The 23,052-nt window shown below is 57.0% G+C and carries 21 protein-coding genes; 11 read left to right on the top strand and 10 right to left on the bottom strand.

Features of this window, described 5'->3' with window-relative positions; all coding sequences use genetic code 11:
* Window positions 1-77 precede the first annotated feature (77 nt).
* Window positions 78-1,892 (bottom strand): DNA helicase RecQ, encoded by a 1,815-nt coding sequence (recQ, locus tag J0A66_RS10840; RefSeq protein WP_241264142.1) that lies wholly within the window; start codon window positions 1,890-1,892, stop codon window positions 78-80.
* A gap of 117 nt (window positions 1,893-2,009) precedes the next feature.
* On the opposite strand from recQ, the gene J0A66_RS10835 reads away from it, so the two are divergent.
* The 3 genes from J0A66_RS10835 to J0A66_RS10825 all read left to right on the top strand — a co-directional run bounded on the left by J0A66_RS10835 (window position 2,010) and on the right by J0A66_RS10825 (window position 3,657).
* Window positions 2,010-2,483 (top strand): thioesterase family protein, encoded by a 474-nt coding sequence (locus J0A66_RS10835; protein ID WP_206573835.1) that lies wholly within the window; start codon window positions 2,010-2,012, stop codon window positions 2,481-2,483.
* A 108-nt stretch (window positions 2,484-2,591) separates the two neighbouring features.
* Entirely contained in the window at window positions 2,592-2,753 is a 162-nt protein-coding gene (locus tag J0A66_RS10830; protein ID WP_206573834.1) for a hypothetical protein, read from the top strand.
* A gap of 178 nt (window positions 2,754-2,931) precedes the next feature.
* Complete coding sequence (locus tag J0A66_RS10825; protein WP_206573833.1) at window positions 2,932-3,657, top strand: substrate-binding periplasmic protein; 726 nt, start codon at window positions 2,932-2,934, stop codon at window positions 3,655-3,657.
* Here J0A66_RS10825 and J0A66_RS10820 read toward each other — a convergent pair.
* Window positions 3,638-4,897 (bottom strand): murein transglycosylase domain-containing protein, encoded by a 1,260-nt coding sequence (locus tag J0A66_RS10820; protein WP_241264157.1) that lies wholly within the window; start codon window positions 4,895-4,897, stop codon window positions 3,638-3,640. The two genes, J0A66_RS10825 and J0A66_RS10820, sit on opposite strands and share 20 nt — an antisense overlap.
* Before the next feature lie 240 nt (window positions 4,898-5,137).
* On the opposite strand from J0A66_RS10820, the gene rarD reads away from it, so the two are divergent.
* On the top strand, window positions 5,138-6,064 hold the full coding sequence (gene rarD / locus J0A66_RS10815; RefSeq protein ID WP_206573831.1) for an EamA family transporter RarD: 927 nt from the start codon (window positions 5,138-5,140) through the stop codon (window positions 6,062-6,064).
* A 43-nt stretch (window positions 6,065-6,107) separates the two neighbouring features.
* Here rarD and uvrD read toward each other — a convergent pair whose 3' ends face one another.
* Window positions 6,108-8,279 (bottom strand): DNA helicase II, encoded by a 2,172-nt coding sequence (uvrD, locus tag J0A66_RS10810; RefSeq protein ID WP_206574012.1) that lies wholly within the window; start codon window positions 8,277-8,279, stop codon window positions 6,108-6,110.
* A 133-nt stretch (window positions 8,280-8,412) separates the two neighbouring features.
* Here uvrD and J0A66_RS10805 point away from each other — a divergent pair, with 133 nt between their 5' ends.
* From J0A66_RS10805 to J0A66_RS10795, 3 genes are all read left to right on the top strand, one after another.
* A complete protein-coding gene (locus J0A66_RS10805; protein WP_206573830.1) occupies window positions 8,413-8,877 on the top strand; it encodes a (2Fe-2S)-binding protein in 465 nt (154 codons plus the stop codon).
* 2 nt (window positions 8,878-8,879) lie between these two features.
* On the top strand, window positions 8,880-11,042 hold the full coding sequence (locus tag J0A66_RS10800; RefSeq protein WP_206573829.1) for a xanthine dehydrogenase family protein molybdopterin-binding subunit: 2,163 nt from the start codon (window positions 8,880-8,882) through the stop codon (window positions 11,040-11,042).
* 173 nt (window positions 11,043-11,215) lie between these two features.
* Window positions 11,216-11,818 (top strand): YkgJ family cysteine cluster protein, encoded by a 603-nt coding sequence (locus J0A66_RS10795; RefSeq protein WP_206573828.1) that lies wholly within the window; start codon window positions 11,216-11,218, stop codon window positions 11,816-11,818.
* 8 nt (window positions 11,819-11,826) lie between these two features.
* Here the strand turns inward: J0A66_RS10795 and J0A66_RS10790 are convergent, their stop codons facing one another.
* The 6 genes from J0A66_RS10790 to lptM all read right to left on the bottom strand — a co-directional run bounded on the left by J0A66_RS10790 (window position 11,827) and on the right by lptM (window position 16,491).
* A complete protein-coding gene (locus J0A66_RS10790; protein ID WP_206573827.1) occupies window positions 11,827-12,543 on the bottom strand; it encodes an HAD-IA family hydrolase in 717 nt (238 codons plus the stop codon).
* Window positions 12,543-13,448: a tyrosine recombinase XerC gene (locus J0A66_RS10785; protein WP_206573826.1), complete on the bottom strand. Its 906-nt coding sequence runs from the start codon at window positions 13,446-13,448 to the stop codon at window positions 12,543-12,545. Before J0A66_RS10785 ends, J0A66_RS10790 begins: the two co-directional genes overlap by 1 nt.
* A 1-nt stretch (window position 13,449) precedes the next feature.
* Complete coding sequence (locus J0A66_RS10780; RefSeq protein WP_206573825.1) at window positions 13,450-14,136, bottom strand: DUF484 family protein; 687 nt, start codon at window positions 14,134-14,136, stop codon at window positions 13,450-13,452.
* On the bottom strand, window positions 14,133-14,963 hold the full coding sequence (gene dapF, locus J0A66_RS10775) for a diaminopimelate epimerase (protein WP_206573824.1): 831 nt from the start codon (window positions 14,961-14,963) through the stop codon (window positions 14,133-14,135). Before dapF ends, J0A66_RS10780 begins: the two co-directional genes overlap by 4 nt.
* Before the next feature lie 115 nt (window positions 14,964-15,078).
* Window positions 15,079-16,329 (bottom strand): diaminopimelate decarboxylase, encoded by a 1,251-nt coding sequence (gene lysA / locus J0A66_RS10770; protein ID WP_206573823.1) that lies wholly within the window; start codon window positions 16,327-16,329, stop codon window positions 15,079-15,081.
* A complete protein-coding gene (lptM, locus tag J0A66_RS10765) occupies window positions 16,330-16,491 on the bottom strand; it encodes an LPS translocon maturation chaperone LptM (protein WP_206573822.1) in 162 nt (53 codons plus the stop codon).
* A 514-nt stretch (window positions 16,492-17,005) separates the two neighbouring features.
* On the opposite strand from lptM, the gene speA reads away from it, so the two are divergent.
* Window positions 17,006-18,919 (top strand): biosynthetic arginine decarboxylase, encoded by a 1,914-nt coding sequence (speA, locus tag J0A66_RS10760; RefSeq protein ID WP_206573821.1) that lies wholly within the window; start codon window positions 17,006-17,008, stop codon window positions 18,917-18,919.
* 67 nt (window positions 18,920-18,986) lie between these two features.
* Here speA and J0A66_RS10755 read toward each other — a convergent pair whose 3' ends face one another.
* A complete protein-coding gene (locus tag J0A66_RS10755; RefSeq protein WP_206573820.1) occupies window positions 18,987-20,123 on the bottom strand; it encodes a serine hydrolase domain-containing protein in 1,137 nt (378 codons plus the stop codon).
* A 225-nt stretch (window positions 20,124-20,348) separates the two neighbouring features.
* Between J0A66_RS10755 and J0A66_RS10750 the strand changes: the two genes are divergently transcribed.
* Genes J0A66_RS10750 through J0A66_RS10740 form a run of 3 tightly spaced genes read left to right on the top strand, consistent with a single transcriptional unit; the run spans window position 20,349 to window position 23,050 of the window.
* Window positions 20,349-21,698: a DNA-3-methyladenine glycosylase 2 family protein gene (locus J0A66_RS10750; protein WP_206573819.1), complete on the top strand. Its 1,350-nt coding sequence runs from the start codon at window positions 20,349-20,351 to the stop codon at window positions 21,696-21,698.
* Entirely contained in the window at window positions 21,695-22,165 is a 471-nt protein-coding gene (locus J0A66_RS10745; protein WP_206573818.1) for a methylated-DNA--[protein]-cysteine S-methyltransferase, read from the top strand. The genes J0A66_RS10750 and J0A66_RS10745 overlap by 4 nt, the downstream gene beginning before the upstream one ends.
* Window positions 22,166-23,050, top strand: coding sequence for a DMT family transporter (locus J0A66_RS10740; RefSeq protein WP_206573817.1), 885 nt, complete (start codon window positions 22,166-22,168; stop codon window positions 23,048-23,050).
* The last annotated feature ends 2 nt before the right edge of the window (window positions 23,051-23,052 follow it).

Raw genomic sequence — 23,052 nt, 5'->3', positions numbered from 1 at the left:
GAAACAAAGAATAATCAGATCCTCTATTCCGGCTGACGCTCTGTGCCTGAGTTAACCAGACATACACGCCTGACTTGTCAGACCCCGTCCAGATGCTCGCGGATGGCGGTCAGAAACGCCTCCCCATAGCGGGCCAGTTTGGTCTGTCCCACGCCGCTGACTTCCAGAAAGGCTCTGTCATTGGTGGGCAACACTTCCGCCAGATGGGACAGGGTCATATCGGAAAACACCACAAAGGGCGGCACTTCGTCCTCCTCCGCAATGGTCTTGCGCAGCTTCTTGAGTTTGGCAAACAATGCCCTGTCGTAATTCCGATTATCCAGCTTGGCCTTTTTTCCCAGGTTCAGGCTCATTCTGGGCACTGCCAGACTGACGGTCATTTCCCCCTTGAGCACGGCCCTGGCGGCTTCGTTCAGTTTGAGCATGGCATTCTGGGTAATATCCACCCGCACCAGGCCCTGGTGGATTAACTGGTTGATCAGGTTGTGCCACCAGGCATCTGACTCATCCTTGCCGATGCCGTAAGTGCTGAGCTGGTCATGACCGCTGTCGATAATGCGCTTGAGCTTCTTGCCGCGCAGCACATCGATGAGGTACTGGCTGGCGACTGCCTGTTCCAGTCGCAGGATGCAGGACAGCACTTTCTGTGCGGCCACTGTGCCGTCGAAGCGCTTCGGCGGGTCCAGGCAGATATCGCAGTTTCCGCAGGCAGAGGCATTGTACTGGCCGAAGTAATTCAACAGGACCTGGCGACGGCAGGTCTGGGACTCGGCAAAGGCTTCCATGGCGGCGAAGCGTTGCAGCTCCACTGCCTGGCGCTGGGGATTCTCGGTCAGGCCAATCCATTCACGGATTCGGGCCACGTCCTTTTCATCGAACAGCAGTAGCGCTTCTGCGGGACTGCCGTCACGGCCGGCGCGGCCGGTTTCCTGGTAATAGGATTCGATGGTGCGCGGCAGGTCGTGATGGATGACAAAGCGTACATTGGGCTTGTTGATGCCCATGCCGAAGGCCACCGTGGCCACAATCACATCGATATGATCGGTCAGAAACTTACGCTGTACGATTTCGCGGATTTCAGACTCCATGCCCGCGTGGTAGCCGGCACAGTTGATGCCGCGGTTGGCCAGCTTGAAGCTGACATCCTCCACCTTCTTGCGGCTGTTGCAGTAAATAATGCCACTGCCTTCCTGGCCTTTGATATAGGCCTCAAGCTGGTCCATGGGCTTATACTTCTGCAACTGTGTGTAGCGGATATTGGGTCGGTCAAAACTGCCCTGGTAAACCAGCGGTGCATCGAGGCGAAGCTGTTGCAGAATATCGGCCCGGGTGGCCGGATCGGCGGTGGCGGTCAGGCCCATCACCGGCACACTGGGGAAAAAATGCTTTAGCTGGCCCAGGGCCATATAATCCTGGCGAAAGTCATGTCCCCAGTGAGATACACAGTGGGCTTCGTCAACGGCAAACAGACTGACGTCGATATGTTGCAACCTGTGGATAAAATCAGGGTGGACCAGTCTTTCCGGAGCCACATACAAAAGCTTGTATTTGCCGTCCTGCACCCTGGCCAGCACTTCCAGCTGTTCCTGGCGTGACAGGGCTGAGGTCAGGTAAGCGGCGCTGACCCCACAGGCCAGCAGGGCGTCCACCTGGTCTTTCATCAGGGATATCAGGGGTGAGACCACCAGTGTCAGACCGGGCATCAACAAGGCCGGAACCTGGTAACAAAGGGACTTGCCGCCGCCGGTGGGCATCAGTACCAGGCTGTCCCGACCCGCCAGACAGGCCTGAATGACCTGTTCCTGGCCCTCGCGAAAGCTGTTGTAGCCGAACACTTCCCTTAATACGGACAATGGGGTTTTGGCTTCGGACAGGAGGGCGGCGTCGGACAAGGGAACTCGTTGGCTTAAAAAACAGGCCGTTAGTTTACCGGCGCAAGCCGCGGGTTGCCACCGGCAATCAAGACGCTATGATGAGTGCAGCTAAACAGGTCCAACCAGAGTGCCTCCATGGATAATCATGCTTCCCTGAACAGCCGGCAACTGGCCGAGTTTGTTACCTCTGTCTTTCGCGACCATATGTCGTTTAATCATTTGCTGGGTCTGAAGATTAGCCAGTTTGACGGCGAAGGAGTGGAAGTGCGCCTGCCCTGGCACGAAAAACTCACCGGCAACCCGATTCAAAAGATCCTGCATGGTGGGGTGACTGCCGCTGTGCTGGATACAGTAGGCGGCCTGATGGCCATTTTGCATGTGGTAAAGGACATGCCGGACTGCTCCTTGGAGCAATTCCAGAAGCGACTGGCCAAGATTGGCACCATAGATATGCGGGTGGATTACCTTCGCCCCGGCAAGGGGCGGGAGTTTATCGCCACCGCCTCGGTGATCCGAAAGGGCAGCCGGGTAGCGGTGTGTCGCATGGAACTGCATAACGAGCAGGGCGAACATATCGCCTTTGGCACCGGCACTTATATGGTGGGGTAAATCGCGACCGTTATGCCGGTGGCATAACGCAGTGCGATTTACGGAAGGCCCGGATGGCCGACCTGGAACGGGACCACAGGGAGGTGTGACAGATGAAAGCCAGAAGTCATGACACGCCCGACCTGGGGTAGTTCCATCATGGACGTGCGCAAGGATGACTTACGCTTGTCTGCAGTCATTGGTGTGCAGTGCGATTTACGGGAGGCCAGCTTTCCCGTCAGCGGCATGGACTGTTTTTCAGGCCAGGAAAGTGAAGAGGCAATGGCATAAGACCATGACATCTTTCCTCTTTGCGGCCTGGCGTTTTTTTACGCAAGATCCCTTGAACCGAAAAAGGCTTAGCCGTCCCTGCCCCTTTGCTCCCGATCAAACCTTGGTCGTACAAAGGTTCTTTTTATGCGGGTTTCCCATATGATTAAGCTCCCGGACAAGCGATAGCGGTAATCCCTTGCGATTAATTTTGCTGATGTTGTGGTTGGCGGCGATACAGGCGCACGGCACTGACAAGGTGCTGCTGGCGATGGAAGACAGTTGGCCGCCCTATGCGAAAAGCAACGGCGAAGGCATTTCCCGTGAGATAGTCGAGGCCGCTTACCAGGCCGTCGGCCAGCCCGTGGAGTTTGTGGTAGTACCCTATGCCAGGGCCTTGCAGATGGCCAGAACCGGCGAGGTGGATGGCGTCTTTAACGTTACCCGGCAGGACACGACAGAGGCTGTTTACCAGTTTGGCCGGGAGCCCCTGCTCAGGGCGCCTGCCTCCTATTTTTATCCTGCAGGTTCAACGCTGGATTTTACCTCTGCCGAGTGCATCCCAGATCACACCACTGTGGCTGTGATCATCGGCTACGAATACGGCGATCTGTATGAAAGGCATCGTCATCGCTTCCGGGAAGTCAGGGTGTCCAGCCAGCAGCAGATTATTCAACTGCTGGTCCGTCAACGGGTGCAGATGGCCATTATGTTTGACCAGGTGGCGGCCTATTACTTAAGGGAAATGGGCCTGCAGGCCCACAGCATCCGCAAGGGCAAGGTCAATCATATCAGCGATATCTATGTGGCTTTCAGCCGGCAGAGACCCAAGGCCGATCAGTATATGGAGCAGTTGGACAAAGGGTTACAACTGCTCGAGTCCAAGAATCAGCAGGAATCCCCTGTCAGCCCACCGGTGCAATAAACTGCTTGCGGAAGTCCACCACCTTCTGCAGATAGCGGCGGGTCTCCTCGTAAGGAAGGTCACGACGCAGCTTGGCATAGACTTCGGCCGGTGTTTTGCTGTTCAGGGTATTGACCGCCCGGGTCCTGTCCTTGTCGAACGCTTTCAGAACATTGCCGGCGCCGGTGTTATAAGCCGATATCACGCAATATTCGCGGGAAATGTCATTCTGGACCATCTGCAGATGGTTGAAAGCCAGGATATTCAGGTAGGCAGCCCCTAACTCAATGTTCTGCTGGGCATTGAACAGGTAATCCTTGTCCGGCACGCGGTCATGACCCTTGGCTTTGCGGTAGGCATCCCGCGCGCCGCTGGTAGGCACCAGTTGCATCAATCCATAGGCCGGGGCCGAGCTGACCGCATAGGGATTGAAGTTGCTTTCGGCGCGGATCACTGCATAGATCAGACTGGGACTGATGTTGTACTCACTGGCATAGCGATTGACCAGGCCACTGTATTTCTGTGCCTGCTTGTGGCTGAAGTTACTGACCATGGCAAATTTCACAAAGGCGGCCTGTTTCTTCACGCCGTCAACTTCCACCTTGCGCAGCTGTTTTTGTGTCAGGAGGTGTTGTGCATAGCGTTCAGCAGACTGTGGATCCTCTATGCCACGACCTTGCTGATCCAGCACCAGGCCACTCAGGTAAGGGGGTTGGTCACTGGACAGAGTAATGGTCTTATCGCTGAACAGATCCACCGCCCGGGGATCATCCGGGGTCAGCAGGGTGGTGACAATGGCGCTCTGCAGGCTGCTGCTGGGATCGCTCTGGTCCAGGGTTTCCACCATAATCTCGCCCTTGTCGAAATCGACAATGGCGCGGCTCAGATAATTCTGCGTGTATTTGATGTATTGTTTCTTGCTGGCGACCCTGACTTCCTTCTTACCCCACTGTCTTGTTACATTGCCTTGCAGTAACGCCACTAACTGGCTGAAGTCACGTTTTACTGTGTCAATATCATCCAGCAGGGCCGCCGGATCCTGTTTATAGGCGTCGACCCGCCGATCCGCCACTGACTTCAGCGCCCCTGAAGGGTCGTCACTTGAAGCGATATCGGTGATGGTTTTCACCGAGCCGGTCCGCACCTTGTTCATCACCCCGCTGACATCACGGATGGAGTTTTCCAGTGTTGACTGGCAACTGGTCAGCGCCATGACCGACACGCCCAGCAATAAGAATTTGATTAGCCATTGCATATTCATCTGTTCCAAATTGGTATTCCTGCCGGCAGGGCTGCCGGACGAGGCGGGATTTTTTCACTATTGATGTCGCAACAGTAGGTGGGGAGGGGAAAATTAAGAAAAAAATAGGGTATAGATAAGCTTTCCCTGGCCGGGCAAAGTGCATAACCTGTGCTTATGGCTGCCCCCAGGATACTTTGTTTGCCAGCCGGTCAGCGATCACGGACAATAACCGCCTGATACACCAGCCTTTATTCCCAGATGAACGACAGAACCGCGCAAACCGGCGTGTTGCTGGCCATTGCCGCCTACAGCATGTGGGGCGTCGCTCCCATGTACTTCAAGCTGTTGCTCGAAGTGCCAGCCACCGACATCCTGCTGCACCGTATCGTCTGGTCCATGCTGATTCTGCTGGTGTTGGTGGTCGTGCTCAGGCAGGTTGGCAAGGTTCGCGAGGCCATAGTCAACATCAGGGTGATGAAGGTCCTGCTGGTCTCGGGCCTGCTGCTGGCGGGCAACTGGCTGCTGTTTATCTGGGCCATCAATAACGATCATCTACTGGATGCCAGCCTGGGCTACTACATCAATCCGCTGCTGAACGTGGCCCTCGGACGGATTTTTCTCGGTGAGCGCCTGCGGCAGATGCAAAAATATGCGGTTGGATTGGCGGTGACCGGGGTGGCCATTCTGATCATCTCATTTGGTCAGGTGCCCTGGATCGCCCTTGCCCTGGCCGGTAGTTTCGGTATTTACGGACTGTTGCGCAAGCAGGTGGCGGTGGACTCCCTGCCCGGCCTGATGCTGGAAACGCTGCTGATGATGCCCTTTGCCATTGCCTACTGGATATGGCTGGCCAGCCCGGCCAGTAATATGCTGGCCAATCCCTGGGATCTGAATGCCATCCTGGTTTGTGCCGGTATTGTCACCACGGCGCCGTTGTTGTGCTTTACCGGCGCGGCCAGGCGGATCATGTACTCCACCCTGGGCTTTTTCCAGTACATCGGCCCGTCCATCATGTTTATCCTGGCGGTCTTCCTGTACAAGGAGCCATTGCATCAGGAGCGGGTGATCACCTTTGCCCTGGTCTGGACGGGTCTGGCCCTGTTCAGTTACGACTCCTACCGGCACTTCCAGAAAAACCGCAAGGCGAAAAAGGCCCTGCTGGCCGAGCAGAGCGAATCAGCCTGATTGCTCATCACCCAGCTCTTTGTAACTTAGCGGTTTATTCGGACTAACAGGGGCTGAGGCGGGCATAGGCCAGCACCAGCCACTTGCTGCCGATGTCGGCAAAGTTCACCTGCACCCTGGCATGTTCACCGGAACCTTCGTAGTTGAGTACCGTGCCCTCGCCGAACTTGGGATGCATAACCCGCTGACCGAGCTGGAAGCCGGTGCTTTCAAACGCCGTGTGGGACGTGGCGGGCTGGAACCTATTCTGTACCGGCCTGGATACCTGGGTTTTACGCAGGCGGATTTCCTCAAGGCAGTCGGATGGGATTTCGCGGATAAAGCGTGACGGGGTGTGAAACTTGTCCTGACCGTACAGGCGGCGGCTTTCCGCATAGGTGATATAAAGCTTTTCCATGGCCCGGGTCATGCCCACGTAACAGAGGCGACGCTCTTCTTCCAGCCGGCCGGGCTCCTCGTTGCTCATCTGGCTGGGGAACATGCCTTCTTCCACTCCGGCAATCACCACCAGCGGAAATTCCAGGCCTTTGGCGCTGTGCATGGTCATCATCTGTACCGCGTCCTGGTGGCTGTCTGCCTGGGTTTCGCCGGCCTCCAGGGAGGCATGGGCCAGAAAAGCCGACAGGGGTGTCATATTCTCGGCTTCTTCCGGGACTTCGAATTGCTTGCAGGCGGTGACCAGCTCCTCCAGGTTTTCGATCCTGGCCTGGGCCTTCTCGCCTTTTTCCGCCTGATACATGGCAAACAGACCTGAGGCCTTGATCACATGGTCGGCCTGCTGGTCCAGGCTCAGGGACGGGGTCTCTTCCTGCAACCGGATCACCAGATCGACAAAGCCCTGCAGGGCTTTGGCGGCACGGCCCGACAGGCGTTTTTCGCGCAGCATCAAAAAGGCGGACTGCCACATGGACTGTTCGGTGGATTTGGCCACCTCGCGGATCTGTTCCAGGGTGCGTTCGCCTATGCCGCGGGAGGGGGTGTTGACCACCCGCTCGAAGGCGGCATCGTCAAGGGGCTGGTTGACCATGCGCAGGTAACCCAGGGCGTCCTTGATTTCCTGCCGTTCGAAAAAGCGCAAACCGCCGTAGATGCGATAGGCCAGCCCTTCATGCAACATGCCTTCTTCCAGCACCCGCGACTGGGCGTTGTTGCGGTACAACACGGCGCAGTCACTCAGGGCGCCGCCTTTTTCATGCCACTGGCGGATTTGGGCGACGATAAAGCGCGCCTCGTCCAGCTCGTTGAAGCCTGCATAAAGAGAAATGGGTTCCCCTTCGCTGCCTTCTGTCCACAGCTCTTTGCCCAGTCGGCTGCTATTGTTCTCGATTACCGCATTGGCGGCCTTGAGGATCTTGCCGGTGGAGCGGTAGTTCTGCTCCAGGCGAATCGTGGTGGCGCCGTCGAAGTCCCGCAGAAAATGTTGGATATTATCCACATTGGCACCACGCCAGCCGTAAATGGACTGGTCGTCGTCGCCCACAATCATCATGTTGTTGGACTCACAGGCCAGCAGGCGCAGCCAGGCGTACTGGATATTGTTGGTGTCCTGGAATTCGTCCACCAGCACGGCGCGAAAGCGCTGCTGGTAATGCTGCAATATGCGCGGATTATTGACCCAGAGTTCATGGGCGCGAAGTAACAGCTCGGCGAAATCCACCAGCCCGGAACGGTCACAGGTGTCCTGGTAGGCCTGATAGATTTCCTTCATGCGGGCCTGAGTGGCATCGCCGTGGGTTTCCATATGGCGGGGACGCAGCCCTTCGTCTTTGTTGCCGTTGATATACCACTGGATATGCTTGGGAGACCAATGTTTCTCATCCAGATTCAGGGCCTTGAGGACCCGGCGGATCAGTCGGTGCTGATCGTCCGAGTCGAGGATCTGGAAATTCTCCGGCAGGCCCGCTTCCTGATAATGGGTGCGAAGCAGACGGTGGGCCAGACCGTGGAAAGTGCCTATCCACATGCCCTGCAAAGAGGAATGCATCAGGCTTTCCACTCGGCTGCGCATCTCCCTGGCCGCCTTATTGGTAAAAGTCACCGCCAGGATGCCGTAAGGTGAGATCCCTTCCACTTCCATCAGCCAGGCCATGCGATGCACCAGCACCCGGGTCTTGCCACTGCCCGCACCGGCCAGCACCAGCATATCGGTTGAGGGCGCGGCGACGGCCTGACGCTGTTTGTCATTCAGGGAGTCGAGCAGTCGGGATACATCCATGGGAAATAAAAAGGCTGATTCAAGATGGGGGCAGTATAACAGTTGTACTGTATTTTTATACACTCAATTGCCGGCTGGAGAACGTCTGGTGCTCTACCTATACTGAACCGGTTCCTGTGATGGAGAGCAACTGATGATCGAATTTACCTTGAACGGAAAAGCCGTGAAGTACGAGGGCGACGGCAAGCGACCCCTGCTGTGGTATGTGCGGGATGAATTGAACCTGACCGGTAGCAAATATGGCTGCGGTATCGCCCAATGCGGCGCCTGCACCATGCACCTTAACGGCGCGCCGGTGCGTTCCTGCTCGGTGCCCATGTCGGCGGTGGCCGGCGGCAAGGTGACCACCATCGAGGGTCTGGACGGCAAGACGGCAGAAGCGGTACAGCAGGCCTGGCAGTCGCTGGATGTGGTGCAGTGCGGCTACTGCCAGTCAGGGCAGGTCATGTCGGCGGTGGCATTGCTGGCCAATAATCAGGCCCCCAACGATGCAGATATAGACCAGGCCATGGAGGGTAACCTGTGCCGCTGCGCCACCTATCAGCGAATTCGTGGCGCTATTCATCAGGCGGCCGACAACCTGGCCAGGGAGGCATAAAGATGAACAAGCCAACTGATATCAGCCTCAGCCGCCGCCGGTTTTTGAAAGTCACTGCCATCAGCGGGGTAGGATTTGCTATAGGCCCGGTTGGATTTTCCCTGGCGGCCCGGCAGGGTCAGACTGACACCAGCAAGCTGGGTCATTTCGTTCGCGTGGCTAAAGACAACAGTATTACCGTGGTCATCAAGCATCTGGACATGGGGCAGGGGGTGACCACCGGCCTGACTGCCATCGTGGCCGAAGAAATGAATGCCGACTGGGCACAGATGCGCTGGGAATTTGCCCCGGCCGATGCTGAGCGATACAACAACCTGTTTTTCGGCAAGCTGCAGGGTACCGGCGGCTCCACTTCCATCGCCAACTCCTGGACTCAACTGCGCCAGGCCGGCGCGGCGGCTAAATCCATGTTGGTGGCGGCCGCTGCCATCGCCTGGGAGGTGAATGCAGGTGACCTTAAGACCGAAAAAGGCCGGGTTGTCCATCCGGATGGCAGGACGGTCAGTTATGGTGAGCTGGCCGAAGCGGCAGCAGGGCAGCCGGTGCCACAGGAGCCCGCACTGAAAGCCCCCGAAGAATTCACCCTGATTGGTACCAATCTGCCGCGCCTCGACAGCCAGGAGAAAAGTAACGGCCAGGCCCTCTACACTGCCGATATACGCCGTCCCGGCATGCTTCATGCGGTGATCATGCACCCACCGGGATTTGGTGCCAAAGTGGCTTCACTGGACGACAGCGCCGCCCTGAAAGTGCCCGGTGTGAAGGAGGTGGTCACAACCCCCCGTGGGGTGGCCGTATTGGCTACCAGCCACTGGGATGCATTGCAGGGACGCAAAGCAGTTAAAGCGGAATGGGATTACAGCAAAGCGGAAAAACGGGGCTCGGAGCAACTCTGGCAGGAATACCGGCAACTGGCCGGTAAGCCGGGTCATGGGGTACGCACTGAAGGTGATCCAGACTCAGCCATGGGCCGGGCCGCCAGTAAAATCAGCCTGGAATTCGAATTCCCGCTGCTGGCGCATGCGGCCATGGAGCCGATGAATTGTGTGGTGGAGTTGAAAAACGGCGAATGTCACCTGTGGACAGGTTCACAGTTTCCCACGGTGGACAAGCAGGTGGTCGCCGAAATAACCGGGACGCCCCAGGAGAAGGTCTTTATCCACACACAGTTTGCCGGGGGCAGCTTCGGCCGGCGCACCACACCGGTCTCTGACTATGTGCGTGACGCGGCACTGATTGTAAAAGCCATTGCAGGCAGGGCACCGGTCAGCCTGCAGTGGTCAAGGGAAGACGATATGCGGGCCGGATACTACCGGCCCATGGCTCTGCACCGATTCGAGGCGGGCGTTGATAACAACCAACTGCTGGTCTGGCAGCAGCGGGTGGTGAGTCAGTCCATTTTACGCGGCACCCTGTTTGAGGCGATGATCCAGGGCCCAGTGGATACCTCCATTGTCGAAGGGGGCTCCACCCTCCCCTATGCGATTAACAACCTGAAGGTAGAGGCCCACGAACACAGCTCCGGCATTCCGGTGCTCTGGTGGCGTTCGGTGGGACACAGCCACAACGCCTTTGCCACCGAAGTCTTCTTCGATGAAGTGGCGCGCACCCTGGGCCGGGATCCGGTGGAGATGCGCCTGGACCTGCTCAAGTCTCACCCACGCCATACAGGCGTCCTGAAACTGGCTGCAGACAAGGCCGGTTGGGGGCAGAAGCTGGCGGATAACCAGGCCCAGGGGGTCGCGGTGCATGAATCCTTCGGCTCTTTTGTCGCCCAGGTGGCTCAGGTGACGGTTAATCAGGACGGTAGCTACCAGGTGGACAAAATCGTCTGTGCGGTGGATTGCGGGGTGGCCGTGACCCCGGATGTGATCCGGGCACAAATGGAAGGCGGTATTGGCATGGGGCTGGGGGCCATCCTGCAGGAGGCCATCAGTCTTAAAGAGGGGCGGGTGGAGCAAAGCAACTTCGACGCGTATATGCCGCTGCGCATCAGCAAAATGCCGAAGATCGAAGTGCATATCGTGCCATCCTCCGAGGCGCCCAGCGGGGTGGGCGAACCCGGCCTGCCGCCGGTCGGCCCTGCAGTGGCCAATGCTCTGCGGCGTTTCCTCAAACAGCCCGTCACCCGGCTGCCAATAGGCGATAAGCTGGATCTGGCCTGAATCCACAGGCAATTAGGGAGACAAATATTTTCTGGCCCCTATTGCCTGAAAAGCCATCAACTCATTAGAATCCGCCGTTGGCGTTTTACGGCGGCACGCCCGTGTTGTCTGCCAGTTCTAACTGTCCACCTCTAATTGTTTTTGATTGTCACTGTCACTATTGCGGAGTCACTATGCAAAGGCTGCGGGAATTGTCGCGTCTTGTTGAGGCTGTGTATGACGAACTCGATCATACCTTTGGCGCCTATCAGCGCAAAACCGGCCTGGCTTGCCGGTCTGGGTGCGGCTCATGCTGCAATAACCCGGAGATTGACGCCACGCCGCTGGAAATGCTGCCCTTAGCCCTGAACCTATATGATCAGGGTCGGGCCGAGCAGGTGCTGGAAGAGCTGGAGCAGTATTCAGGCTTCGCCTGTTTTCACTATGTGCGCCATTCTCTGGATGGCATTCAGGGTCAGTGCGGTGTCTATCAGCAGCGTCCGGCCCTCTGTCGCATGTTCGGGGCGGCGGGCGTCAGTAGCAAGACCGGTGGGACCCGGCTGTCGGTCTGTCGCACCATCAAGCAGGACCACAACGAGAAGTACCAGCAGACCCTGATTAGCATGCTCAGCGAACCGCCACCCAGAATGGCAACCGGGAAGGAAAGGGTCCGGCAACTGGACTTTGAGCTGGGTAAACAGGATCTGCCCATTAACCAGGCCCTGAAGTATGCTCTGGAACGGGTATTGTTTATTGCCTACTACAGCGGCGACGAGCGCAGCGATCGGGTCGCCTGAGGAAGATCTCAGACCAGGTCAAGCAGGCTGGTCAGGCGGTTAAACTGCACATGGGGCAGCAGGCTTGCTGCCTCTGCATTCATCAGCATAGGCCGGTTTTGAGCATACCAGCCGGCCTGGAAGCCTGCACGGATGGCACCCATCACATCGTTTTGCAGGCCATCGCCCACATGCAGAATCTGTCTGGCCGACAGGCCGAGCGTTTGCCGCGCCAACTCAAACATATGGCCATCCGGCTTCATGGGCTGGCGGAGATTGGCATGGTAGCTGGCCTGGAAATAGTCACGGATGCCGATTTGGGCAAGATTCACATTGCCGTTGGTGATGGCCACCAGTGGCACCCTGGCAGCCAGTTCTTCAAGTAAAGAACTGATGTTCTTGTCCACTTTAAAAGCGCTGCGCTGCTGATAAAAGTAGTCAAACGCCTCCTGTACGGCGTCCTTCAGCGACTGACCACGGTAGCCACAGGTCTGCAGGCCCTGTTCCAGTATCAGTCTGCGCAATTCCCCCATGTCGTTCCTCAGAGCCGGCGTGTGGGCAAGCAGCCGGTGTTTCAGGCCCTGCCAGAAATCGGTGCCCTTATCGGCGCTTTGGGGGTACTGCAGATGCAGAAATTGCAGCAGATCCCGTTCCGCCCGGCGCAGCACCGGCTCGTTGTCATACAGGGTGTCGTCTAGATCGAAGGTCAGGCCCAGTGGGCGTTCAAAGGGACGGTAAAATATCATCAGGAATTTTTGTTCTTCTTCGCCCTGGGATGGGCCTGGTCATAAGTACGGGCCAGATGCTGAAAGTCCAGGTGAGTATAAACCTGGGTGGTGGACAGGTTGGCGTGGCCGAGCAATTCCTGTACTCCCCGTAAATCGCCGCTGGATTCCAGTATATGGGTGGCAAAGCTGTGACGCAGCTTATGCGGGTGTACGGGCTGCATCATGCCCTGGCGGCGCGCCCACAGATCCATGCGGCTGGCTATCTGTCTGGATGTGATACGCCGGTGCTGCTTGCTGATAAATATCGCCCTCTCGTCGGGCGGCGCCAACTGGCCGCGCACCTTCAACCAGCGTTCCAGCCAGTCCCTGGCCTGGCGTCCCACTGGTAATTGCCGCTGCTTGCTGCCCTTGCCCGTGACCCTGAGCTGGCGCTTGTCGGCACTGAGATCTGACAGATTCAGCCCGGTCAGCTCGGCCAGGCGCAGGCCACAACTATAGGTCAGTTCCATCATGGTGCGGTCGCGGATGGCCAGGATATCGTCGCCGGGTTCGAAGTCCAGCAGGTGGCTGACTTCATCCACATGCAACTGTTTGGGCAGGGGTCTGCCCCGTTTAGGCCCCTGTAAACCCACTGCAGGATTGCTCGTCAGCTCCCCCTGCTGCAACAGATACTGACAGAAGGTGCGCAGGGCGGACAGCTGCAGGGCAATGGTGCCGGGACTCAGTTGCTTGCGCCTGGCCTGATTGAGACACATGCGGATATGGTCACTGGTCAGCTCGGACCAGCGTTCTATAGTCAGGTGGGCGGAAATCCCTGCCAGTTGCCGACCGTAAGTATCCAGGGTCCTGGCAGACAGGTTACGCTCGTAGCGCAGGTGGGCGAGAAAGGCGTGGATCTGCTCCTGCAGAGCAGGAACGGCCATCTCAGTACTCCGCCAGTTGCGGTACCACCAGAGTGAGAAACTTCTGCAACTGGGTAATCAGCAGCGTGTCCATGCCGGGATGGAAGTGATGGGATTCGTTACTGCCAATGGCCAGCAAACCCATCTCGCCCCTTTCGCCGAGCAGCATCATGGCCACCGACTCGATGCGCTTGTCGCCAAACAGCAGTTGCTGTTCCTGCTGACTTAGCCTGCCCAGATAGTAGATATTGTTGTTGAATCGCTTGTCGAGAATATGGCGTTTGCTGGCTTCCGGCAGATCATCCTCGAAGCCGAACAGCTTAAGGGAAATGGCCTGCAATTCCAGCTGATGTAACAGCACTTGTTGGAGTGTGCTGCGCACATCGTACAGGCTGCGGCAGCGGAACAGCCGCAGGTTCAGATCCGCATAAATACGATAGATTCGCTCGTTCTGCTTGGCTACCGACATCAGCTCGTTGATCTGGTGCTGGAGCTGGCGCACTTTGAGCCTGAGCTGCTCGCCCTGGCGTTCCACCAGCGACACAGTGCCTTTCTGCTGGTGAGGGATACGCAGCAGGTCGAGAATGCCGGGGTAGTAAAGAAAAAAGTCCGGATTGGCAAGCAGATAGTCCCGCACCTGCTCCGGTCGGAGCTGTTCCGGCTCGGCCGCCAAGGCTGCACTTCTTTCCTGTCTCGACATATCGCTCATAAACTGATGAATCCATCAAATACATGTTCGGCGGGACCGGTCATCTTGACCACCCTGTCTCTTCCCTGCCAGCGAACATTCAGGGTGCCGCCGGGCAGATCCACTCTTACATCCGTGTCCAGTTTACCCCAGGTCTGGCCTATCACCACTGCCGCACAGGCGCCGCTGCCACAGGCCAGTGTCTCGCCACTACCGCGCTCATAGACCCGGAGTTTGATATGGGAGGGGGACAGGATTTGCATGAAACCTATATTGGCTCCTTCGGGGAACCTGTCATGTTTTACCAGTAATGGACCCAGTATTTCAACCGGTGCGGCCTGAATATCTTCCACTTCCATCACGCAATGGGGATTGCCGAGAGAGACCGCGCCGCAAAATACCGTATGTTCTTCTGCTCGGATAATGTAGGTGGCTTCTTCCTTATTGGCCTTGAGTGGCACCTGGGCGGGTTCGAACTGCGGCTTGCCCATATTGACCGTGACCTGACCATCTTTTTCCAGGTACAGCACCATACGTCCCGAGCGGGTGCCCACCACGATTTTGTTTCGGTTAATCAGCCCCTTGAGGCGTACGAAGCGGGCAAAACAGCGGGCCCCGTTACCACATTGAGACACTTCCGTCCCGTCGGCATTGAAAATGCGGTAGTGAAAATCCTGCTCGGGATCATAGGGAGGCTCCACCATCAACAACTGGTCGAAACCGATGCCATAGTTGCGATCCGCCAGTTGCTGGATCTTTTCCTTGGTGAAGAACACATTCTGGGTCACATTATCGATCACCAGAAAATCGTTCCCCAGACCATGCATCTTTGAAAATTGGATTTGCATCGGTACCACTTGTTAAGAGTAATCGGCTGTCAGCAACAATCAGAGACTATAAAATCCGTTATTCGGCGCACAAATGCAATGCGCCACAAAAAGCTGATGACTGACTGCCGCCAGTTTACGGAACTTTATGCTCCCCTTTCCACAGATCCTTGAGTTTTTCTCGTTCACGAACCAGATGGAGTTTGTCACCGTCCACCAGGATCTCGGCCGGACGACAGCGGCTGTTGTAGTTGGAGGCCATGGTAAAACCGTAGGCGCCGGCGCTGCGCACGGCGATCAGATCCCCTTCGGCAATCGCCAGTTCGCGGTCCTTACCGAGAAAATCACCCGTCTCACAGACCGGTCCCACCACATCGTATTCATGCCTGTCACGGACCAGGGACCGATCCACCTCGACGATATCCATCCAGGCTGAGTACAGGGCAGGGCGGATCAGATCGTTCATGGCCGCATCCACCAGGGCAAAGTTCTTCTCGGCGCCCTGCTTGAGAAATTCCACCTTGCTGACCAGAATGCCGGCGTTGGCCATGATGGCGCGCCCCGGCTCAAAGATCAGTGGCAGGTTTGGCCTGTCCTGCATACGCTGGACAATGGCCTGCACGTAAGTATCGGGGTCGGGCGGGGTCTCATTCTTGTAGGTGACGCCAAGACCGCCGCCCACATCCAGATGCTCGATTTCTATGCCGAGACCGGACAATTCGTCCACCAGTTCCAGCAGCCTGTCCAGGGCGTCCACAAAGGGCTCGGTCTGGGTGAGCTGGCTGCCTATATGGCAGTCCATTCCGACTATCTTAAGGTTCGGCATGGCGGCTGCCTGGCGATACACGGCGATGGCCTGCTCACGCTCGATACCGAATTTGTTGGCTTTCAGACCAGTGGAAATATACGGATGGGTCTTGGCATCCACATCAGGATTGACCCGCAGGGAAACCGGTGCCTGTCTGCCCAGTTCACCAGCCACTTTATTGATGCGATGCAATTCTGAGGGAGACTCCACATTGAAACACTTGATGCCCTGCTCCAGGGCAAAGGCGATTTCCCCTTCTGTCTTGCCCACACCGGAAAATACCACCTTTCCCGGATCGCCGCCTGCTTCGAGCACCCTGGCCAGTTCGCCGCCGGAGACAATATCGAAACCCGAGCCCAGTTTGGCCAGTACGCTGAGCACACCGATATTGGAATTGGCCTTCACCGCATAGCAGATCAGATGTGGGTGGCTGCCCACTGCCTGGTCGAAGGCGTGCCAGTGTCGTTCGATAGTGGAACGGGAATACACATAGCAAGGGGTACCATACTGCCGGGCGATGTCGCTGACGGCGACCTGCTCAGCAAATAGCTGCTGATGCTTATACTGAAAGAAATCCATCTAGTTCTGCTCTTGTGGTTTGAGTGGCTGTTCAGCCTCTGCAGGCTGCCCTGATTTGGTCTGATTGGTGGAGGGCTGCTCCGGAAGGTTCAGGGGACCTTTCTGGCCGCAGCCGGCCAGAAACAGCAACAACAATGCGGCGGTCAGTTTTACAGGTTTCACAGGCCTTCTCTATGGGTCAGTTTGGTCTGTTATGATGGCATCGCCAATCTAAAATGCAACGCTTCCCACCGGCTATTTTGACAGCGTTGTCCTGCCTGACGACCGACCCATAGGGTGGTCCGATAAACCCAGTCTGCAAGGGAGGTTTTATCACCCTTGAAACTGGTTTATCCGGGAGCTTCGGGAAGACGTTCTGTTCCGGTGCAGGACTGCATATGCCAGTCAGGGTTTTTTTACCGGCATCCATGGAAAAACGCTGGGGTATTGGTTGGGGAGTTATTTATACTATGCACAGTTCTAAGCGTTAAAGCCTTTTCCTCAGATGCTATGCTTGAAGTTGTTGATTAACAAAGACAAGCATGGACTGGCGAATAGTTCCTGCGTCTGACAACTGGCGACATGGCAATGTCGCGCTCGCACGGATTGGGCCGCAGCCTCAATCCACCTAAGTTTTTAATACAAGCCGGCCAGTTAACCTGGCCGTCTTGCTTATCGACCAAAGGGAGAATAGACCTTGGCAGATTGGACAATTGATGATGCAGAGCGCCTCTATCGGGTAAAACGCTGGGGCGGCGGGTATTTTGAGATCGGTGACAACGGCAATCTGCATATCACGCCGGTACCGGGCAATCCGGAAGTCAGGATAGATTTTCACAGCGTCATTGAAGAGATGAAAGAGGAAGGCATCCAGTTTCCTGTGGTGGTTCGCTTTCACGACATTCTTCGTTCACAGGTGGCGGAGCTGAACACCACATTCCGCAGCACTATCGAAGAAGCCGATTACCAGGGCCGCTATCTGGGCGTATACCCCGTCAAGGTTAACCAGATGCGTGAAGTGGTGGAGGAAATCGTCGACGCGGGTCGTCAGTTCGACTACGGACTGGAGGCCGGTTCCAAAGCCGAGCTGCTGACCGTACTGGCGTTCCAGACCTCGGATGAAGCCCTGACCATCCTGAACGGTTACAAGGACGAGGAATTCATGCGCCTGGCATTGCTGGGCCGCAAGCTGGGCCGCAAGATTATCGTGGTGGTGGAGAAATATTCCGAACTGCTATCCCTGGTGCGTATCGCCAAGGAACTGGATATCGATCCCATTATCGGCCTGCGTTCCAAGATGACGGTCAAGGGCCGTGGCAAGTGGGAAAGCTCGGGCGGCGATCGGGCCAAGTTCGGCCTGACCATTGCTGAGATTATCAATGCCGCCCGTTACCTGGAAGAACAGGGGCTGGCCCATACCCTGCAACTGCTGCATTTCCATATTGGCTCACAGCTGACTGACATCCGCTCGGTCAAGGACGCGGTGGCCGAGGGGGCGCGTATTTACGCCGAGCTGCGCAAGATGGGCGTGGACCTGAGGTACGTGGACGTGGGCGGCGGACTGGGCATCGATTATGACGGCACCCAGTCCACCAGTGAGTCGTCGCGCAACTACAACATGAAGGAATATGTGGCCGATGTGGTATACGGCATGAAAGAAGTCTGCGATCTGGAAGAGGTGCCCCATCCCAATCTGGTGACAGAGAGTGGCCGGGCGATCACAGCGCATCACAGTTGTGTCATCACCCAGATCGTCGGCGAAATCAAGAACAGCCAGATCAAGTTCGATACCGCCGCCGCCGAAGACGAACACGTGATGGTCAGCAATATGCGTGACTTGTTCGAAACGCTGGAAACCTCCGACAATATGCAGGAAATCTTCAACGATGCCTCCCAGTGGAAGGAACAGGCGATGGACGCGTTCAAGTTGCGGGTGGTGTCCCTGCAGGAACTGGCCAAGATTGAAACCCTGTACTGGCAGATCATGAGCCGCCTGCACCAGAAGCTCAAAGAGGCCGAGTTCGTACCCGAAGAACTGCAGGAACTGGAGTACCATCTGTCCTCCCAGTACCTGTGCAACTTCTCGGTGTTCCAGTCGGCGGCCGATACCTGGGCCATAGACCAGGTACTGCCTGTCGTGCCTATCACCCGCATGAACGAAAAGCCCAGCGTCAAATGCTCACTGGTGGACATTACCTGTGACAGCGACGGCAAGATCGATCAGTTTGTCGGTGAGCACGGTGTGCAGGATGTACTGCCCATGCACCCTATCAAGGCGGGCGAAGATTACTTTATCGGGCTGTTTCTGACCGGCGCCTATCAGGACGTTATGGGCGACATGCACAATCTGTTCGGCCGCCTCAATGAAGTACATATCTTCAGCGACGACGACGACCCGGAAGACTTTTACATCGAGGAAGTGGTCACCGGCTCCTCGGTGAGCAATGTGCTGTCCATTATGCAATACAATCCCTCGGCCATGGCCCAGGATGTGAAACGCATCATCGACAAGCATGTGGCGGCCGGCAGCATCAAGCCCCGTGAAGGCGTCAAATGGACAGACTTCTACGAGGACTGCCTGCATGGTTATACCTATCTGAAGACCCGTTAAGGTAGTAGGGCGGCTTTCGCCGCCCAGACTGCCGCTTAAGCGGCCCCCAAAACCTGCCCAATCTTAATCAGGGCGCCGATTGCGCCCTGCTTTTCATCTGTTCGAAGAAGCGTGCCCAGAAGTTGACAGTGATTTCGTTCATCAGGTTGGCTTCGGCATTCATCAGAAAGACCATGCCGGTCTGGTATTTGGGTGAAAAGCCCACATCGGCCCGGTAACCCTTGACCCAGCCGCTGTGATGGACGAGTTGTTCGTCATCAAAATCATACAGTCGCCAACCCAGGCCGTAATGAGCGTCCTTAAGATGTTCCCGCCAGTGGCGGCGATACAGTTCGCGACTGGTGCGGATCTTCGGTGTAAGCAATTGCTGGATGGCATGGCCGGACAACAGGTGCGGATACTGGCCCAGCATCAGTTTCAGCCACTGGCTCATATCGCGGATACTGGCATTGATGCCGGCGGCTGGTGCAAAGCGATAGTAGTCTTCGCTGACCGGCACCTGGTGCCACCGGCCCTTGGCGATCAATACATGGGGTTTGGCCCAGTTACTGTCCTGGATCAGAGCCTGACGTCCCACCGACGCCCGGTTCATGCCCAGCGGGGAGAGCAGGTGCTGATGTAACAGCTCCGCATAATTCTGCTTGAGGTTGGTATTCAGGTTCTCTGACACCACCCCGAACAAGGCGTTCTGGTAGGTATAACAGTCTCCCGGCTTACAGATTGGTTTGAGTCCGGCCAGCTCGTTAAGCACCCGTTTGACCGGATAATCGGCTTCGATCAGATTGTCGTAGGCATTGGGCATATAGCCGCTGGATTGACTGAGAATATGCCCCAGGGTCAGACTGTTAGCCAGTTCAGGCTCGAAAGGGTAGTCCGGCGCCATGCGGGACAGGGGCAGACTCCAGTCCAGTTTGCCCTGCTCCACGAGCTTGGCGGTCAGCACTGAGGTAAAGGTCTTGGACACTGATGCCAGGCGGAACAGAGTGTCCTGATTAACCGGCTCACCGTCGGAACTGGTTTTTCCATAGGTAAAAACCTGGTCCGGCTGCCCCGCCTGGATCACTACAAAGGCATAACCCGGAATATTTCGTTGTTCCGCCGCCTGCTCCACCTGTTCAGCGAACTGGCCAAGCCAGTTATCCTGGGCCAGGCCGTTGGAGACGACAAAGCAGCTTAAACATGCTGCAAACCAGAAGCGTATCATTATGATTATATGATCTCTTGTCTGTGCCAAACGCGGCTCTACCCACAGGGAGCTCTTCGTTGGCCTGTCCGACGTTATGCCGGCATTCTAACACTTCAGTCAGGTTTTTCATGAGCCCGACAAGCCTCATTGAGGCAGGACTACAAATATTAAGTTCCGTTTTCGTCGCACTTTTTTACCGGCCCGGCGTTACTATTCACGCAGATTGACCAAAGAGCATTCACCATGCAGCCCAGCAGTTTCTACCAACAGGCCAGATTATCCAGAGACCGGCGTTTCGACGGCACCTTTTTCATTGCGGTCAGGACCACCGGCATCTTCTGCCGACCCATCTGTCCCGTGGCCTCCCCAAAGGAGGAAAATGTGGAATATTATCAACTTGCGGAACGTGCCATGGAGGCGGGCTACCGTCCCTGTCTGCGTTGCCGGCCGGACAGTTCGCCCCGTTCCTGGGCCTGGAAAGGTGTGGACACCACGGTGGAACGGGCGCTCAAACTGCTGGCGCACAATACAGAACTGAACCTGGCTGAAATAGCCGTCAGGCTTGGGGTGACAGACCGTTACCTGCGCAAACTGTTCCAGCAGCGGATCGGCATGGCGCCAAAGCGCTATCAATTGTTTCAGCGTTTGTTGTTTGCCAAACAACTGCTGCATGATACCGGCCTGACTGTGGAACAGGTGGCCCAGGCCGCGGGCTTTCAGTCGGCCAGGCGCCTGCAGGACAATTTCCGCCAGCATATGTCGCTGACTCCGGCCCAGGTACGGGGCAGAAAACAGACGGGCCGTTTCATGCAGTTGATGCTGCAATTCAGGCCACCCTATGACTGGCCCGGCATTCGCGATTTTCTCGCCACAAGGGCGATTCCGGGCATGGAATGGGTCACCGGGGACAGTTACGCCAGAACCTTCAGAATTGGCGGTGCCTGCGGATACTTCAAGGCGACCTACCTGGCCGGTGACAACGGCTTCGCCATTGAGCTGGAACTGGACAGGCTTGAATCCCTCAAGGCCCTGGTCAACGAGATACGCAGGGTGCTGGACCTTGATGCCGACATACAATTGATTGGTGAGCGGCTGAAACTGGCCGGGTTGGCCGACTCACAGATCACGCCGGGACTCAGGCTACCCGGCGTCTGGGACCCGTTCGAGGCAGGTTGCCGGGCTATTCTCGGTCAGCAGGTGTCAGTCAAGGCCGCCATAGGACAGGTGTCGCTGCTGGTGGATCAGTTAGGGGGGGATTGTCCCCGGGGCCGGTATTTTCCCACAGCAGAAGCCATCAGCCAGGCAGACCTGGGTTTTCTGCGTATGCCTGACGCGAGGCGGCAGACCCTGCAGCGCTTCGCCAGCTACTGGCATGAACAGGGGGAGCCGCTTCAGCCGGACGAGTTGCTGCAACTCAAGGGGATCGGCCCCTGGACAGTCAATTACATGCGGATGCGGGGATATTCCAACCCGGATATCTGGCTGGACAGCGATTTGGTGATTAAAAAACGCCTGGCAGGCCTTAATATAGACTCACAGCAGGTAACGCCCTGGCGCAGCTACCTGACCCTGCAACTTTGGAGCCTGACATGAACCGACTCAGTCGCTGCCTTCAGACCCCGCAAGGTCTGCTTGAGATACAAGCCGACGAAGCGGGCATCTGCGCCATCAAATTTGTCGAGCACCCCCAGGGCCCGCAGAGCGATGCTCCCCTGCTTGAAATGGCCACGAACCAACTGGTGGAATATTTTGCCGGTGTGCGCCAACACTTCGATCTGCCGCTGGCCCCACGGGGCACCGCGTTTCAACAAAAGGTCTGGCAGGCGTTGCAACAGGTAGGCTACGGTCAAACGACCAGCTACAAGGAGATCGCCCGGCGTATCGGCCACCCCGCTGCGGTCAGGGCTGTGGGTGCCGCCAATGGCCGCAATCCCATTGCCATTGTGGTGCCCTGCCATCGCATAATCGGCGCCAACGGCACGCTGACCGGCTACGCCGGCGGACTGGGCCGCAAGGCCGCTCTGCTTAAACTGGAACAGGCACAAAAGGTACTGCTTTAGATGGGATGGCTAAGTACCCTGGAATTGATTTTGCTGGCCGCCCTGTGGGGGGCGTCCTTTTTGTTTATGCGCGAAGGGGCGCCCCAGTTCGGTCCCATTGCCCTGATCGCCCTGCGCACCGGGGTGGCTGCTCTGTTTCTGCTGCCCATTTTGCTGATCAGCCGCCAGCAACGGCATATTTTCAGTCGCTGGCGGCCCATACTTATTGTTGGCCTGACCAATACCGCCATTCCGTTTTGCCTGTTCAGCTATACAACCTTGTCCCTGGCCGCCGGTGTTACCTCCATCCTGAATGCCACCGCACCCATGTTCGCCGCCATCATTGCGTTTGTGTGGCTGAAGCAGAAGCTGACCTCTGTGGCGATGTTCGGCTTACTGGTGGGCTTTGGCGGGGTATTTGTGTTAACTGCCGGCAAAGAGGGAGGCATGGGGCAGGTCGAATGGTTGCCCATACTGGCCGCTCTGGGCGCCACCTGCCTGTACGGTTTTGCCGCCAATTATACCAAGGCTGCGCTGGCCGGCACGCCATCACTGGCCATCGCCACCGGCAGCCAGATCTATTCAGCCCTGGCGCTGGCGCCACTGGCCTGGCTCACCTGGCCTGTGCAGACACCACAAAGCAGCGCCTGGGGGCAGGTGCTGGCGCTGGGAGTCGCCTGTACCGGCCTCGCTTACATCCTGTACTTCCACCTGATCGAAAAAGTCGGGGTCGGCAATTCCATCACCGTCGCCTACCTGGTGCCATTGTTCGGGGTGCTGTGGGGGGCGTTGTTTCTGGATGAAACCCTCCATCTGTCCATGTTCGTCGGCGGAGGCATGATCCTGCTCGGCGTCGCACTGACCACCGGGCTGGTGGGCAAACTGCGCCGGCCGGTTAAGCCCTGAGA

Origin of the sequence: Bowmanella dokdonensis, assembly GCF_017254865.1 — a bacterium.
Lineage (GTDB): Bacteria > Pseudomonadota > Gammaproteobacteria > Enterobacterales > Alteromonadaceae > Bowmanella > Bowmanella dokdonensis.
Note: the sequence above shows the minus strand (reverse complement) of the source record. Positions and strands in the feature narration are given on the sequence as shown.

Excerpts from the sequence above, each read along its gene's own strand:
- J0A66_RS10830 (WP_206573834.1), top strand. The coding sequence starts at position 2,592 with ATGACACGCCCGACCTGGGGTAGTTCCATCATGGACGTGCGCAAGGAT.
- uvrD (WP_206574012.1), bottom strand. The coding sequence starts at position 8,279 with ATGGATGTATCCCGACTGCTCGACTCCCTGAATGACAAACAGCGTCAG.
- J0A66_RS10750 (WP_206573819.1), top strand. The coding sequence starts at position 20,349 with ATGCAGCCCAGCAGTTTCTACCAACAGGCCAGATTATCCAGAGACCGG.
- J0A66_RS10745 (WP_206573818.1), top strand. The coding sequence starts at position 21,695 with ATGAACCGACTCAGTCGCTGCCTTCAGACCCCGCAAGGTCTGCTTGAG.
- J0A66_RS10800 (WP_206573829.1), top strand. The coding sequence starts at position 8,880 with ATGAACAAGCCAACTGATATCAGCCTCAGCCGCCGCCGGTTTTTGAAA.
- J0A66_RS10780 (WP_206573825.1), bottom strand. The coding sequence starts at position 14,136 with ATGAGCGATATGTCGAGACAGGAAAGAAGTGCAGCCTTGGCGGCCGAG.
- J0A66_RS10740 (WP_206573817.1), top strand. The coding sequence starts at position 22,166 with ATGGGATGGCTAAGTACCCTGGAATTGATTTTGCTGGCCGCCCTGTGG.
- J0A66_RS10790 (WP_206573827.1), bottom strand. The coding sequence starts at position 12,543 with ATGATATTTTACCGTCCCTTTGAACGCCCACTGGGCCTGACCTTCGAT.
- J0A66_RS10820 (WP_241264157.1), bottom strand. The coding sequence starts at position 4,897 with ATGAATATGCAATGGCTAATCAAATTCTTATTGCTGGGCGTGTCGGTC.
- J0A66_RS10755 (WP_206573820.1), bottom strand. The coding sequence starts at position 20,123 with ATGATACGCTTCTGGTTTGCAGCATGTTTAAGCTGCTTTGTCGTCTCC.
- J0A66_RS10835 (WP_206573835.1), top strand. The coding sequence starts at position 2,010 with ATGGATAATCATGCTTCCCTGAACAGCCGGCAACTGGCCGAGTTTGTT.
- J0A66_RS10805 (WP_206573830.1), top strand. The coding sequence starts at position 8,413 with ATGATCGAATTTACCTTGAACGGAAAAGCCGTGAAGTACGAGGGCGAC.
- J0A66_RS10785 (WP_206573826.1), bottom strand. The coding sequence starts at position 13,448 with ATGGCCGTTCCTGCTCTGCAGGAGCAGATCCACGCCTTTCTCGCCCAC.
- lysA (WP_206573823.1), bottom strand. The coding sequence starts at position 16,329 with ATGGATTTCTTTCAGTATAAGCATCAGCAGCTATTTGCTGAGCAGGTC.
- rarD (WP_206573831.1), top strand. The coding sequence starts at position 5,138 with ATGAACGACAGAACCGCGCAAACCGGCGTGTTGCTGGCCATTGCCGCC.
- dapF (WP_206573824.1), bottom strand. The coding sequence starts at position 14,963 with ATGCAAATCCAATTTTCAAAGATGCATGGTCTGGGGAACGATTTTCTG.
- J0A66_RS10795 (WP_206573828.1), top strand. The coding sequence starts at position 11,216 with ATGCAAAGGCTGCGGGAATTGTCGCGTCTTGTTGAGGCTGTGTATGAC.